At 57.0% G+C, this 13,667-nt stretch carries 14 protein-coding genes and 1 riboswitch; of the genes, 12 read left to right on the top strand and 2 right to left on the bottom strand.

Annotated features, from left to right (window positions below):
- Positions 1 to 22 precede the first annotated feature (22 nt).
- Positions 23 to 970, top strand: a complete 948-nt coding sequence (locus ACE41H_RS09115) for a DMT family transporter (RefSeq protein WP_375354907.1) — start codon at positions 23 to 25, stop codon at positions 968 to 970.
- Between the two features lie 34 nt (positions 971 to 1,004).
- Positions 1,005 to 1,295, top strand: a complete 291-nt coding sequence (locus ACE41H_RS09110) for a GNAT family N-acetyltransferase (RefSeq protein ID WP_375355069.1) — start codon at positions 1,005 to 1,007, stop codon at positions 1,293 to 1,295.
- 112 nt (positions 1,296 to 1,407) lie between these two features.
- Here ACE41H_RS09110 and ACE41H_RS09105 read toward each other — a convergent pair whose 3' ends face one another.
- Together ACE41H_RS09105 and lplA are read right to left on the bottom strand one after the other, a co-directional pair.
- Positions 1,408 to 2,208 (bottom strand): Cof-type HAD-IIB family hydrolase, encoded by an 801-nt coding sequence (locus ACE41H_RS09105; RefSeq protein ID WP_375354906.1) that lies wholly within the window; start codon positions 2,206 to 2,208, stop codon positions 1,408 to 1,410.
- A gap of 50 nt (positions 2,209 to 2,258) precedes the next feature.
- Positions 2,259 to 3,260 carry a lipoate--protein ligase gene (gene lplA, locus ACE41H_RS09100; RefSeq protein ID WP_375354905.1) on the bottom strand — a complete coding sequence of 334 codons (1,002 nt, stop codon included), beginning with the start codon at positions 3,258 to 3,260 and terminating at the stop codon, positions 2,259 to 2,261.
- 146 nt (positions 3,261 to 3,406) lie between these two features.
- Between lplA and cobD the strand changes: the two genes are divergently transcribed.
- From cobD to ACE41H_RS09050, 10 genes are all read left to right on the top strand, one after another.
- Positions 3,407 to 4,507, top strand: coding sequence for a threonine-phosphate decarboxylase CobD (cobD, locus tag ACE41H_RS09095; protein ID WP_375355068.1), 1,101 nt, complete (start codon positions 3,407 to 3,409; stop codon positions 4,505 to 4,507).
- Complete coding sequence (gene cbiB, locus ACE41H_RS09090) at positions 4,497 to 5,468, top strand: adenosylcobinamide-phosphate synthase CbiB (RefSeq protein ID WP_375354904.1); 972 nt, start codon at positions 4,497 to 4,499, stop codon at positions 5,466 to 5,468. The genes cobD and cbiB overlap by 11 nt, the downstream gene beginning before the upstream one ends.
- 29 nt (positions 5,469 to 5,497) lie before the next feature.
- Positions 5,498 to 6,142 carry a histidine phosphatase family protein gene (locus ACE41H_RS09085; protein ID WP_375354903.1) on the top strand — a complete coding sequence of 215 codons (645 nt, stop codon included), beginning with the start codon at positions 5,498 to 5,500 and terminating at the stop codon, positions 6,140 to 6,142.
- A 167-nt stretch (positions 6,143 to 6,309) separates the two neighbouring features.
- A riboswitch (cobalamin riboswitch) is annotated at positions 6,310 to 6,529 on the top strand.
- 185 nt (positions 6,530 to 6,714) lie between these two features.
- The gene (locus tag ACE41H_RS09080) at positions 6,715 to 7,683 is read left to right on the top strand and encodes an ABC transporter substrate-binding protein (protein WP_375355067.1); all 969 of its coding nucleotides are present in this window, start codon (positions 6,715 to 6,717) and stop codon (positions 7,681 to 7,683) included.
- The gene (locus ACE41H_RS09075) at positions 7,680 to 8,726 is read left to right on the top strand and encodes a FecCD family ABC transporter permease (RefSeq protein WP_375354902.1); all 1,047 of its coding nucleotides are present in this window, start codon (positions 7,680 to 7,682) and stop codon (positions 8,724 to 8,726) included. The genes ACE41H_RS09080 and ACE41H_RS09075 overlap by 4 nt, the downstream gene beginning before the upstream one ends.
- Entirely contained in the window at positions 8,726 to 9,514 is a 789-nt protein-coding gene (locus tag ACE41H_RS09070) for an ABC transporter ATP-binding protein (RefSeq protein WP_375354901.1), read from the top strand. The genes ACE41H_RS09075 and ACE41H_RS09070 overlap by 1 nt, the downstream gene beginning before the upstream one ends.
- 52 nt (positions 9,515 to 9,566) lie before the next feature.
- Positions 9,567 to 10,637 (top strand): nicotinate-nucleotide--dimethylbenzimidazole phosphoribosyltransferase, encoded by a 1,071-nt coding sequence (gene cobT, locus ACE41H_RS09065; RefSeq protein ID WP_375354900.1) that lies wholly within the window; start codon positions 9,567 to 9,569, stop codon positions 10,635 to 10,637.
- Complete coding sequence (gene cobU / locus ACE41H_RS09060; protein WP_375354899.1) at positions 10,634 to 11,185, top strand: bifunctional adenosylcobinamide kinase/adenosylcobinamide-phosphate guanylyltransferase; 552 nt, start codon at positions 10,634 to 10,636, stop codon at positions 11,183 to 11,185. Before cobT ends, cobU begins: the two co-directional genes overlap by 4 nt.
- The gene (cobS, locus tag ACE41H_RS09055) at positions 11,182 to 11,976 is read left to right on the top strand and encodes an adenosylcobinamide-GDP ribazoletransferase (RefSeq protein ID WP_375354898.1); all 795 of its coding nucleotides are present in this window, start codon (positions 11,182 to 11,184) and stop codon (positions 11,974 to 11,976) included. Before cobU ends, cobS begins: the two co-directional genes overlap by 4 nt.
- Before the next feature lie 59 nt (positions 11,977 to 12,035).
- The gene (locus ACE41H_RS09050) at positions 12,036 to 13,637 is read left to right on the top strand and encodes a cobyric acid synthase (RefSeq protein WP_375354896.1); all 1,602 of its coding nucleotides are present in this window, start codon (positions 12,036 to 12,038) and stop codon (positions 13,635 to 13,637) included.
- The last annotated feature ends 30 nt before the right edge of the window (positions 13,638 to 13,667 follow it).

The raw sequence follows: 13,667 nt of genomic DNA, 5'->3' as shown, positions 1-13,667 counted from the left end.
AGCACAACAAGGAGGGAACAAGATGGTAGCTGCTGCTTTTACAATCATGTGCTTGATCTTCGGGACAACTTTTTTGGTCATTAAAGTGGGGATTGATGCAGGTCTTCCCCCGTTTCTGTCAGGGGGCATCCGTTTTGCTGCCGCAGGTATAATTCTGCTGATTGTGCTGCGAGTGACCGGCAGGGCGAAGCTGTCGCTGCTGCTGCGCAAGGAAACGATGATCAGCGGCGCCGGATTAACGTTCGGAACGTTCGCCGCCCTGTACTGGGCGGAGCAGCATGTCAGCTCGGGGATCGGGGCCGTGCTTTCCGCAACCGGCCCGCTGCTGATCGTGCTGATTCAATCCCTACTGCTGCGGCAAAAGGTATCACGCCGCTCCGTCATCGGCTGCCTGGCAGGGTTTACGGGTGTGATTCTTGTGATGATTCCCGGCATTGTTGTGGACATAAGCGGATTGTGGGTATTGGGCTGTGTGGTAATCCTGCTGGGAGAGATTTGTTATTCGGGCGGCGCGGTGTATTCCAAGCATGTGACGGAAAAGCTGGCCGGTACGAATCCGATTGCCCTGAATGCCGCCCAGATGGTTCATGGAGGTCTGGGGCTGCTTGTGTTATCACTTTTGACTGAAACCTGGCAGTTCAGCGATTGGGCTCCTGTTCCGGCTGCTGCTTCACTTCTGTATCTGACTGTGATTGGCTCCATGGTGGGCCACAGCCTGTTTTACTGGATTATGGCACGGACGAACCCGCTCTTTCCTTCGACATGGCTCTACATATCACCGCCGATTGCCGTCGGTCTTGGTGTGCTGCTGTATGGGGAGGAGATCAGCCTGATCAGCCTCGCGGGTGTTGTCCTGATTCTGGGGGGATTGATTTTTATGAACCAGACGGCATGGGATTGGCTCCGGCGTAAAGCTGCACTGCTCGCAGGAAATAAAGTATTGGGCCAGAAAAATAAAGTTATAGACTGACAAGCATGATAAGCGCCTTCACTGTAGTACTGAGATCGTTGGATGCGCTGCACTCGTGCCAACCGGAGCTGGCGTGTTCGAACTTTCGAAGATGAGCGTTGCACCCGAGTGCCGAGGGCGTGGATACGGGCGGAGAATCATTCTTGCCGCTATTCACCGCGCACGTGAGCTTGGGGCAGCTTCTCTCTTTTTAGGGAGCAGCACCAAGCTGCCGAATGCCGTTCATCTTTACGAATCCGTTGGCTTCAAACACGTTTCGGTTGAGCAAATCGGGCCCATGCCTTATGCAAGAGCGAATGTATTTATGGAGCTGGAACTGGAATGAACACGACGGACAGAGGGCCGGAGATGACGTTAATATGAAAAAGAAGCCTCTTCCATCTAAAAGGGAAAGAGGCTTCTTTGCAGTGAATACGTTATAAACCCGTGCCTGTGGCTTAGACCGCGTTCAGCACAAATTTATCGATCACATGCTTGACTCCGTCTTCGTTATTGGTGAGTGTAACGTAGTCGGCAAGCTCTTTAAGCGCATCAATGGCATTGCCCATGGCTACGCCAAGTCCAGCGCACTCCAGCATTTCATGGTCATTCCAGGAATCGCCGATGGCGATCGTTTCGGACATGTCACAGCCGAAATGCTGCGCCAGGAACGTAAGGGCATGGCCCTTGGTGCCTTCTTTATGCATAATTTCGAGGAAGTAAGGCTTGGACTTCGTAATATGCACTTCATCGCCCAGCAGCTCGCGCAATTGCGGCGCAATTTCATCCAGGTAGTCCGGCTCGTCGATGATGAGCATTTTATGAGTAGGCTGTTCAATCATTTTGCTGAAAACCGGTTCAATATAATAAGACGTCTTGTTCAGTGCGGAGTAGTCCAGCAGCTTCTGGTTCTCCTCACGCGCATACAGCTTGTCATCCACGTATGTCTGCAGATGCAGGTTGCGTTCCAGGCAGAACTCAAACAGGCGGCGGGCAGCGACGACCGGAACATAGCGCTCATATAGTACCTTTTCATCCATCAGGTTCTTAACCAGAGCTCCCTGATAGGTAATGATCGGCACGTTGAGCCCCGTCTGGCGGGCGATAGCCTGTGCAGAGGCATAAGCGCGCCCGGTTGCCAGCGTTACAACAACACCTTTGTCGACAGCGGCCTCCAGTGCCTTCTGTGTTGCAGGAGTAACTTCTTTCTCATCGTTGATCAGCGTATCGTCAATATCGATGGCTATCAGTTTGTACATGTAGTTTCTCTCCTTTTTCTCTATATCGTACGTTTTGGCATTGCAGACGTTCAGTCTTCAAGGAAAACAAGTCCGATGAAATCATCCAGCTCCAGATTGCCGAAATAATGCTTGATGTCCAGAGAAGCCAGAGCTTCACGCACCTCAGCCTCTTCATAACGCTTGCCGCGCAGCGCATTTTCGATATCCGCCACGTCGCCGACGCCGAAGAAATCACCGTAGATTTTGATTTCCCGGATTCGGCCATCCTTCAGGTCCATCCGGATGTCGATCAGGCCGACCGGGAACTTCTTCACATGCTTGATATTGGATTCAGGCGATTGGCCGTAGTTCCAATCCCAGGACTGGTAGCGCTCGGCGGAAATTTCATGAATCTTGGCCCAGTCGGCTTCAGTCAGCTCATATTGCGGGACCTGATCTGGCTCCATGCCGAAAATATGGCGCAGCAGCTCGCCCCGGAACTCCTCAATCGTCATCGGGTGATCCATCAGGTCGGCAATATTGGCTACCCGACTGCGCACGGATTTTGTGCTCTTGGATTTGAATTTCTCCGGATTGACGTTCAGGGACGCCTGCACATCATCCAGATTAAGATTAAACATGAGCGTGCCGTGGCTGAACATACGACCGCGGGTGGCAAACTGGGCGTTGCCGGAAATTTTTTTCTCCCCGACCTGAAGGTCATTGCGTCCCGTCATTTCCGCATTTACCCCCATGTCGCGCAGGGCGTCGATTACCGGTTGCGTGAATTTGAGGAAGTTGTGAAAGGATTGTCCGTCATCTTTGGTGATGAAGCTGAAATTCAGGTTCCCGAGGTCGTGATATACAGCCCCTCCGCCCGACAAACGGCGCACGACCTGGATATTGTTGTCCTTCACGTACTCGTTGTTGATTTCCTCCACTGTATTCTGATGCTTACCTATAATAATGGACGGTCTGTTGATGTAAAAGAGCAGGTAGCTGTCGTCCAGTGGAAGATGCTTTAGGGCATATTCCTCGATCGCCAGATTGATGGCTGGATCGGTGATTCCTTTATTGTCGATGAACAGCATGTTCGTTCCTCCGTTTATGACAAGATTCGTCTTTCATTGTAACCGAAATAACAACAGGACACAAAAGATTGCACCGATTGACGGAACGTGAAATACAGCGTCATAATGGGAAACAGAACGGAATTCGTCCGGAAAGGTTGATGGATATGATAGAAGTTTTCGGCCATGGCGGTGATATGGAGACGGCGGCTGCCGTGTTTGGCAGGCGTGCGACTGATTTCGTTGATTTCAGCGCGAATATCAATCCGCTCGGCCCACCTCCCGAAGTCAGGGAGGCGCTGCGCAGCGGGCTGCGGGCGGTTATCCGTTATCCGGACCCGGGTCACCGGACGCTGAAGAGTCTGCTGTCCCGCAGCTTGCAGCTCGCGCCGGAATGGATCGGCATCGGCAATGGGGCAGCGGAATGCATGGCGCTTGTGCTGCTGGCTCTCGCTCCGGCGAGAGTGGGCATCGTGGAGCCGTGCTTCTCGGAATATGCGGAGCTTGCGGCCAAATTCGGGGCTGAGGTCAGCAGGGTGTATGGCAGGGCCTCGCAGCAGTGGAGAGCGGACAAGGCGGAGATGGTCGGTCTGATGGAAGAAGTGGACGTACTCTTCCTTGGCCAGCCGAATAACCCCAATGGGGTACAGTATGGTCAGGAAGAACTGGATGCCCTGGCTGCTGCATCGGCAAGGACGGGCACGGTGCTTGTAGTGGACGAAGCATTTACGGATTTTATACCCGTGGAAAGCAGGGTGTCCTTGCTGCAAAGTCTGGAACGGTATCCGAACGTGATTTTGATCCGTTCCATGACGAAGTTTTACGCGATTCCGGGGCTGCGGCTCGGTTATACCGTGGCTCATCCGGGCATGATCCGCCGTTTGACCGCCAAGCAGGTGACCTGGAGTGTCAACGGACTGGCGTTGCTGGCTGGAGAAGCTTGTCTGCATGCCGGCGCCGATTATGAGGAACGGACGCTGGAACTCGTTCAAACTGAGCGGGCGAGGCTGCTGGCAGGGCTGGCGGAACTGGGCTGTGCGGTAATTCCGGGCGAGGCCAACTATTTGCTGGTGCGCGCGCCGGGGATGTGGAGGGCGGTCGAACTGCAGGAAGCGCTGGGACGGCGCGGCATTCTCATCCGCAGCTGTGCCATGTACCCAGGGCTGTCGGAAAACCATTTCCGGGTCGCCGTCAAAGAACGGAAGGATAATCTGCTGCTGCTGGACACCCTGGGGCGTGTGCTGGAGGAGGAGCGGCGTGACAGGTAGCCTGATCATTGTGGCGGCATACATCGTGGACCGGATGATCGGTGATCCGCGCTGGATTCCCCATCCTGTGATCGGCATGGGCAAGCTGATCACCTTCGTGGAGAGCATCATACGCGGCTACGCCCGCAGCACGAAGGCCTTGCGCTGGGCGGGTATGCTGCTTCCCCTGACCATCGTGGGGGCAGCGTATCTGCTGACCTGGCTTGTCGTATTTTTGCTTGGAAGAATCCATCCCTGGTTGGCTATTGGCGCGGAGGTGCTGCTCATTGCAACGACCATCGCCTCCAAAGGGCTGAAGGATGCGGGCATGGCGGTGTACAGGGAGCTGTGCTCCGGTGATCTGCCTGCAGCCCGCGCGGCGCTCGGCATGATCGTGGGACGGGATACGCAGGAGCTGGATGAGCCGGAAATTGTGCGTGGTACGGTGGAAACAATTGCCGAAAATATCGTTGACGCGATTATTTCACCGTTGTTTTATGCGCTGATCGGCGGTGCGCCCCTGGCTATGGCCTACCGTGCGGTCAATACACTTGATTCTATGGTCGGCTATAAAAATGAGAAGTACCTCCATTTGGGCTGGGCGTCGGCAAGGCTTGACGATGCGGCCAATTACATTCCCGCCCGGCTTACGGCAGTGCTGCTTGTCGTCGCGGCGTGGCTGAAGAGGCTGGAGTCGCTTCGCAGCTGGCGGACGATACGGCGCGATGCGCGGCTCCATCCAAGCCCCAACAGCGGATTTCCGGAAGCGGCGGTCGCGGGCGCGCTTGGCGTCAGACTGGGCGGGTACAATGTATACCATGGGGTACGCTCCTTCAGAGCCTATATGGGAGACCCGCTCCGACCGCTGGAAGCGGAGGATATCAGGCGGACAACTGCGCTGATGTTCCTTTCTTCCTCGTTGTTCGTGCTGCTCTGTGTGGCAGCCGGGGAGATAGGCTGGATGGTTACGCCGCCGCAATGAAGAGCCTGATTCCGGGGGAGGTATATAAAATGAGCAGCAGTACATTCTGTGAGTTGGATTTAATCCTTGTCCGGCACGGGACAACGCAGTGGAATCGCGAAAGACGTTATGTGGGACATGCCGATCCGGGATTGCTTCCTGATGCGGAAGGTGAATTGGGGGCGCTTGGGCAGCGGCTGCGCGGGATGTGTTTTGCCAAAGTGTACAGCAGCGACCTTCGCCGCTGTACAGAGACGCTGAGGCTTGCCGCGCCCCAGCTTGCGGCTGAGGCTGCTCTGGACGAGAGGCTGCGTGAGCTGGACTTCGGGGCATGGGACGGCGAAACCTACGAATCGCTTAAAGATATGCAGCTGTACAGGTCCTGGCTGGACAATCCGCGTTGTGTCACTCCGCCCGGCGGCGAGAGTCTGGAGCATTTTGAAGACAGGCTTAACGGCTTTTTGAACGATCTGGTGAAGGATGTTTTGCAGGGGGAAGAAAGCGATACAGCTGTAATTCCTGCCGTACTTGCAGTCACCCATGGCGGCGTGATCCGCCAACTGGCCGCGCGGACCGTGCCTGGTCTTGACTTCTGGTCCATTCAGCTGCCGCCCGCTGGCATGGCGGGGCTGCGTCTAAGATATGAGGATGGGCACATTACAGGAAGCTGGCTGAGTAGCATCATATCTACCTAACCCCGACTTGGCGCCTGCCTAACCCGGGTCTGGCCTGCATTCGTTCACAAATTTGTAAAGCCCGCCCCGGCGGGTTTTCCTTGATTTTGACGGCAGACTTGCTGGTTGTTCGGGTTGTACAGACGTCTTTTTTCACCTATAATCACTTTGAAAAGTATGGCCTGATTGAAATTGACAGCAGACTAGGTCAGAGCGGCGCAGAAGACTGCGAATTCCGCCGTTCTGTTAAAAGGGAAGCCGGTGCAATTCCGGCACGGTCCCGCCACTGTGAAACGGGTATGGACGGCGATACGCCACTGCCGCAGGAAATACCGTGGCGGGAAGGCGCCGGTCTTGAGCAATTCAATTCCCGTAAGTCAGGAGACCTGCCTGGTCCGTTTAGACCGTCGCTCCTTCGCGGAAAGGATGGCGGGTTCGCGGCAATGAATCCGCGCGGCACGGCACTTGCCTGCTGCGGATATCGGCTGACGCAGAGCCCGGTCCTCTCATGAGGGCCGGGTTTTCTTTTGCACAGCCGGACTATACAGAAGAAAAGGGGAGTAAGCATTGTGACCAGATCAATAAAGAGTTGGATGACCGTGCTGCTGGCGCTGATGCTGATTGCAGCGCTGGCTGCATGTGGCAATACAGGGGCAGGCAATGAGGCTGCAGGCGGCAGCGGAGCTTCTTCGCAGCAAACAGCGCCGGCGGAAGAAGCGGGAGCTACCGTTTATCCGCTGACCGTTAAGGATGCGACCGGACAGGAGTTTACTTTTGAGAAGGCCCCGGAAAAGGTGATTTCCGTATCCCCGGCCGAGACGGAGGCGCTGTTCGCTCTTGGTTTGGACAAGGAAATCGTCGGTGTATCGGATTATGATGATTACCCGGAAGCGGCCAAATCCAAGCCGAAGATGGGCGGCATTACAAAGCCGAATGAAGAGGCCATTATCGCTGCCCAGCCTGACATAGTTTTTACAGGCATATCGATGAGCGAAGAGGCCGTCAACAAACTGCGCGACCTGGGCATTACCATCTTCAAGACCGATCCGAAGACGGTAGAGGACGTTATGAACAATATCACCCTGTATGGCAAAGTAATGGACCGCCAGCAGGAGGCCAAGGCTGTAACTGATAAAATGAAGGCCGATATCGCTGAGGTGCAGGAGGGAGTTAAAAATATCGGCGAGGACCAGAGACTGCGGGTGTATGTTGAATTTTCGCCAGGCTGGACGGTTGGCAAGGGAGAATTTATGGACGAGCTGATTAGCCTGGCAGGCGGGGTGAACATCGCTTCCGACACGGAAGGCTGGAACCAGATCAGCGAAGAAAAGGTCATCGCGGCTAACCCGGATGTCATCCTGTATAGCAAAAGTGTGGTGGATGAGAATGGGAAGACACTGGAGCAGATCATCAAAGGGCGTGGCGGCTGGAGCCACATCAACGCAATCCGCAATAACCGTGTGTTCGGTCTGGACGATAACCTGCTCAGCCGTCCGGGACCACGTGTGACGGAAGGGCTCAAGGAAGTGGCCAAGGCCATCTATCCGGAAATCTTTAAATGAACCGCAAGCTTGTTGCGTACGGCCTGGCCGGATTCGTTCTGCTGATCCTGACCGTGCTGGTCTGCCTGGGCATCGGCTCCGTGCGGCTGCCTGTCCAGCAGATCGCTGGCATTCTGATGCACCACCTGCCGTGGGCCGGGATGTATATTACGCCGTTCTGGGATGCTCCGGCCGAGCAAATTATTGTTAACGTGCGCCTGCCGCGCGTTCTGCTCGGCATGCTGACTGGTGCGGCGCTTGCGCTTGCAGGCGCGGCCTTCCAGGGCGTACTGCGCAACCCGCTGGCCGATCCCTTTACCCTTGGGGTATCGTCGGGCGCGTCGGTCGGAGCGGCATTTTTGATTTACTGGGGACTTCAGTATTCGTTTTTCGGCCTCTGGACCCTGCCGATGGTGGCCTTCACTACAGGAATTCTTACTTTATATTTTGTGATCCTGCTGGCAGGGGAAAAAAGAAAAATTCCCACTCAAAGCCTGATCCTGTCCGGTGTGGTCATGCAGTCCTTTCTGGGGGCGGTCGTCTCTTTGCTGACGGCCATGTCCAAGGAGACCGTCAATGAAATCCTGTATTGGACGATGGGAAGCCTCAGCCTGAAGGGCTGGGCATATCCGAGCATTATTCTTCCTTACGTCATGCTCGGGCTGGTGTTCCTGTGCAGTAAAGCCCGTGTACTGAACATGTTGGCCTTGGGAGAAAGGCAGGCAGCGTATATGGGCGTAAATGTGAACAGGACGAAGCTGTGGGTGCTGATTGCGGCGACTTTTCTGACGGCGGCGTCGGTATCCGTCTGCGGGGTGATCGGCTTTGTGGGGCTCGTTGTGCCGCATATGATCCGCCTGCTGACCGGACCGGACTACCGGCTGATCATTCCGCTGTCCGCGCTGGGAGGCGCTATCTTTATGGTATGGGCGGATACGGCCGCACGCACGCTGCTGGCACCGACAGAAATTCCGCTCGGGGTCGTTACGGCATTTGTGGGAGCTCCGTTCTTCGCTTACCTGCTGCAGCGCAACAAGAAGCAGCGGAAAGGAGAACTGTCGTGATGAGCACACAGTTCAGGGCAGCCAGCGTGTCGGGGGTGCATAAAACCTTTGGCCGGGTGCAGGCGTTATCCGATATCAACTGGGGCACAGCCTCCGGAGAGTGGTGGGGGATCGTCGGCCCGAACGGGAGCGGCAAATCGACCCTGATCCGGCTGCTGTCCGGGGTGGACAAGCCTGATGCTGGAATCGTTCACATTCAAGGCCGGGACGCGGCCGCCTACAGACGTAAGGAGCTCTCGCGTATCGTGGCCGTGCTGCAGCAGGAGGGAGTGCCTCCGGTCGGGTATACGGTCAGGGATGTCGTGGAAATGGGCAGATACCCTCATCTGGATTGGGCCGGGAAGGATGCCGACGCGGATATCGTTGAACGCGTGCTGGATCAGCTCGGGCTTGCGCCTTTGGCCGAACGGAAACTGGACGAGCTGAGCGGAGGCCAGCGGCAGCGGGTGGCGCTCGCCAAGGTGATGGCCCAGGACCCGCAGATTCTGCTGCTGGATGAACCTACGACCTATCTCGATCTTCATTATCAGCTCCAGTTCATGGAGATGCTGGCCGAATGGCGGGCGAAGGCGGGCATTACCATCATTGCCGTCCTGCATGATCTGAATCTGGCGGCTCAATTTTGTGATTCTTTGCTGGTGCTGAAAAACGGCCGTATCGAGGGAGCGGGAACGGCTGCGGAAATGCTCACAGAGGACAATATCCGTCGCTGGTTCGGCGTGGACAGCCATGTCATGCCCCACCCCGACAGCGCGGTTCCGCAGCTCATGCTGAAACGAAGGGAATAGGGACCCAGAGACGACTCTGTTCTTAAATACATTAAGGTTAGGAAGTGGAAGGATGAATGAAGCTCTGAAGCGGCTTGTCCAAAGCATAGCTTTGCCTGATGAGGAAGCCAAGCGGCTGGCCGCAGCGCATTTGGACCAATTGACAAAACCGCCGGGCAGCCTCGGGAAGCTGGAAAGCCTGGTTATTCGGACAGCCGGCATCACCGGCCAGCCAAAGCCGGATTTGGCCCGGAAGGCTGTGGTAGTTATGGCTGCGGACCACGGGGTATGTGAGGAAGGCGTCAGCGCCTATCCTGCCGAGGTGACCCCCCAGATGCTGCTGAATATGCTGGCAGGCGGTGCCGCCGTCAATGTGTTCTCCCGGCAGGCGGGAGCTGAGGTGGTCTGTGTCGATATGGGCGTAAATGCGGATATCAGCCATCCGGCCCTGCTGAACCGCAAGCTTAGAAAAGGTACGGCCAACATGGCCAAGGGTCCGGCTATGACGCGTGAGGAGGCGGAGCAGGCGATTCTGGCGGGAGCGGCTGTGGCTGAAGAGGCCTGCGAGCGGGGGATACAGCTTTTCGTCACCGGTGAGCTGGGCATCGGAAATACGACGGCCAGCGCGGCTGTGGCCAGTGCATTTACTGGACTGGAGCCTTCACTGCTGACAGGACGGGGGACAGGAGTGGACAATGAGGGCCTGAGCCGTAAAACGGGGGCTGTGCAGCAGGCGCTATCCGTTAATCAGCCTGACAGAGAGGACGCCATCGACGTGCTGGCAAAGGTGGGCGGACTGGAGATTGCGGGCATGGCGGGCCTTATTCTCGGTGCAGCGGCCCGGAACTGTCCCGTCGTCCTGGACGGATTCATCTCCGGCGCGGCAGCGCTTGCTGCCAGCCGCTTGTGTCCGGCCAGCCTGGATTATATGCTGGCATCGCATGTCTCCGATGAGAAAGGGCATGCTGTGCTGCTTGAAGTGCTTGGCCTGGAGCCGATGCTCCGGCTGGACATGCGGCTCGGAGAGGGCACGGGCGGTGTCTTGGCCCTGCCACTGATTGATTCGGCTTGTGCAGTGATGCGGGAGATGGCGACATTCGCCAGTGCGGGCGTTTCCGACGGAACGGGAGTGCTGGAAGCATGAAGTCGCTGATTACAGGTGGGGCACGCAGCGGCAAAAGCGGCTTTGCCGAGCGGCTCTGCATATCACGCGCTGACGCGGCTGTGTACGTGGCAACCGCGCAGGCCTTCGACGATGAGATGAAGGAGCGGATCGCTCTTCACCGCAGCCTGCGTGCCGAAGCCGCCTATCCTTGGCGCACGCTGGAGGAGCCGCTGGAGCTCCCCGGTCTGCTGGACAGGCTTGCAAGCAGCGGCGGGCCGCCTGCGGTGCTGGTAGACTGCCTTACCTTGTGGCTGTCCAATGTCCTGCTCGCCGCTGGGGACGAAGGGGAGGCTTCTGCGCGTGAAGCGGTCGAACGCCTCACTGAGACGGTGGCGTCCTATCCCGGCGAGCTGATTCTTGTGACCAACGAGGTTGGCAGCGGCATCGTGCCCGAGTATCCGCTGGGGCGGCTGTACCGGGATTTGAGCGGGATCATGAATCAGCGGATTGCGGGTGTGTGCGGGGAAGTATTTCTCGTCACCGCAGGTGTCGCTGTTGAATTAAAGCGGCTGGAGTACCGGCTGTGAAGCGGGGGCTTGAGGCAGCGGCAGCGGCGTTCCAGTTCCTGTCACGCTTCCCGGTCAAGTCCGGAGGCGATTTCTCGCCTGAACTGCTGCAGCGAAGCACGGTCTATTATCCGCTTGTCGGCCTCGCCATTGCTGCGGTAGTCTGGCCGGCTGCTTATCTGTCGGCCCTTCTGCTGCCGCCATTTCCGGCGGCCGTCCTGGTCCTGATGCTTTGGGTATGGCTGACCGGGGGGCTGCATCTTGACGGATGGATGGATTCGGCTGACGCGCTCTTGAGCTATCGTTCCCGTGAGCGAATGCTGGAGATTATGAAGGACAGCAGAGTAGGAGCGATGGGCGTGATCGCCTGCGTTCTGCTTCTGCTGCTGAAGGTTTCCCTTATTTATACGGTAATTGATGAAAAACTCTGGTCCACCGCCTTGCTGCTGCCACTGCTCTGGAGCCGCTGGTTCATGGTGGCTGCCCTGTCCGGGTGGCCCAAAGCGCGTCAAGGGGAGGGTCTGGCCGGGCAGTTTCACACGCTCAGGGGACGTGAGGCAGGCCTTGCCGCCCTCTTGGCCGCCATGCTGAGCGTGCTGCTTGCGCTTCTGAACCCGGCCGTCCTCATGTCTCCGTTCATGGCTGCCTTCCTGGTGATTCCGGTGCTGTCGTGGATCATTGGCAAATGGACAGCACAACGAATCAGCCAGCGGCTGGGCGGATTAACGGGCGACGTCTATGGCGCGCTGAATGAGCTGCTGGAGGCTCTGCTGCTGCTTGCGGTGGTACTGCTGCACAGGCTGCTACTCTAAAGGCCACAGGCCACAACTTAAGTTCCAATTTGGATTTATGATAGAGGAGGGGACCTGTAATGACCGAAAAGAAAACGGCAGGGCAGCAGACTGCCGCTGTCCTGATGCTGCAGGGCACTGCCTCGGATGTCGGCAAAAGTGTGGTCACTGCGGCTCTATGCCGGATTTTCAAGCAGGATGGATACCGGCCCGCCCCGTTTAAATCACAAAATATGGCGCTCAATTCCTATGTCACGGCTGATGGCAAGGAGATAGGGCGCGCGCAGGGGGTTCAGGCGGAAGCCAGCGGCATCGAAGCAACCACTGACATGAATCCAATCCTGATCAAACCGGTCAGGGATATGCATTCGCAAATTGTTGTGCACGGAGTGCCCTATGCCCATATGAGCGCGGCCGATTACCGGAACCGTTTTCTGCCGGAGGCCAGGCAGACCGTTATGGACGCTCTTGACCGTCTGCGCAACCGATACGACATCGTAGTGATGGAAGGCGCAGGCAGCCCGGCCGAAATCAATCTGAAGCAGCGGGACATCGTCAACATGAACCTGGCCGGCTGGGCGGACGCTCCTGTGCTGCTGGTGGCCGATATCGACCGGGGCGGGGTCTTCGCTTCGCTTGTGGGAACCATAGAGCTGCTGGAGCCGCATGAGGTGAAGCGAATCAAGGGTTTTATCATTAACAAATTCAGAGGTGATTTGTCGCTGCTGCAGCCCGGACTGGACTGGCTGGAGGAGCGGACGGGAATTCCGGTGCTCGGCGTCCTGCCTTACGTCCCGGACATCAAGATCGAGGCGGAGGATTCGGTCGTGCTGGACAAGCTGCCCAAGTCGCGCGCGCAGGGAAAGGAACTGGATATTGCGGTGATCCGCTATCCGCGGATTTCAAATTTTACAGATGTGGACGCATTGGCGGAGGAGCCGGATGTAAGTATACGGTTTGTTACGGAGCCGGGGCAGCTTGGTGTTCCTGATGCCATCATTCTGCCGGGAACGAAGGATACGATAGGCGATCTCGAAATGCTGAAGGCGCAGGGAATTCACGAGGATATCCGGATCGCCATGGAGAAGGGCAGCAGCCAGCTTGTCGGCATTTGCGGCGGTTATCAGATGCTCGGTGGCCGGCTGCTGGACCCGGATGCGGTGGAAGCGGGACAACCGCAGGAAGCGGAGGGGCTGGGCTGGCTGCCGCTGATTACGACGTTTCTGAAGGAAAAACAGACCGTCAGAGTCAGCGGTACCCTTGCACCAGCCAATCCTTTGCCGCTTGCAGGCCTGACAGAGGCGTTCCCGGTGACAGGCTATGAAATACATATGGGCATTACGGAACGGATGGAGGGCCAGGACGATCTGCTGCCGCTGTTCAGCGTAAGCAGAGGTGACGGCGTTCCGTTTGACGAGGGAAGCGCCGCAGCGGATGGCAGAGTATGGGGAACCTATCTGCACGGCGTATTTGATAATGACAGGCTGCGCCGCTCCTGGCTGGATGGCATCCGGCTGAGCAAGGGACTGTCCCCATTGGGACAAACCTTTGCCGCGCGGGAAGCGAAAGAACGCGAATTCGACCGGATTGCCGACCTGGTCCGTGCCCATCTGGATATGAAAAGAGTCTACAGCATCATGGGGCTAACGGAAGAAATGGGGCTACCAAGTAAAGAAAATTAAATCATAGTAGGCAGTCATTGAAATACAAAA

Origin of the sequence: Paenibacillus enshidis, assembly GCF_042136365.1 — a bacterium.
Classification (GTDB): domain Bacteria; phylum Bacillota; class Bacilli; order Paenibacillales; family Paenibacillaceae; genus Paenibacillus; species Paenibacillus enshidis.
The sequence above is the reverse complement of the archived record's forward strand: the minus strand, read 5'-3'. Positions and strand labels throughout refer to the sequence as shown.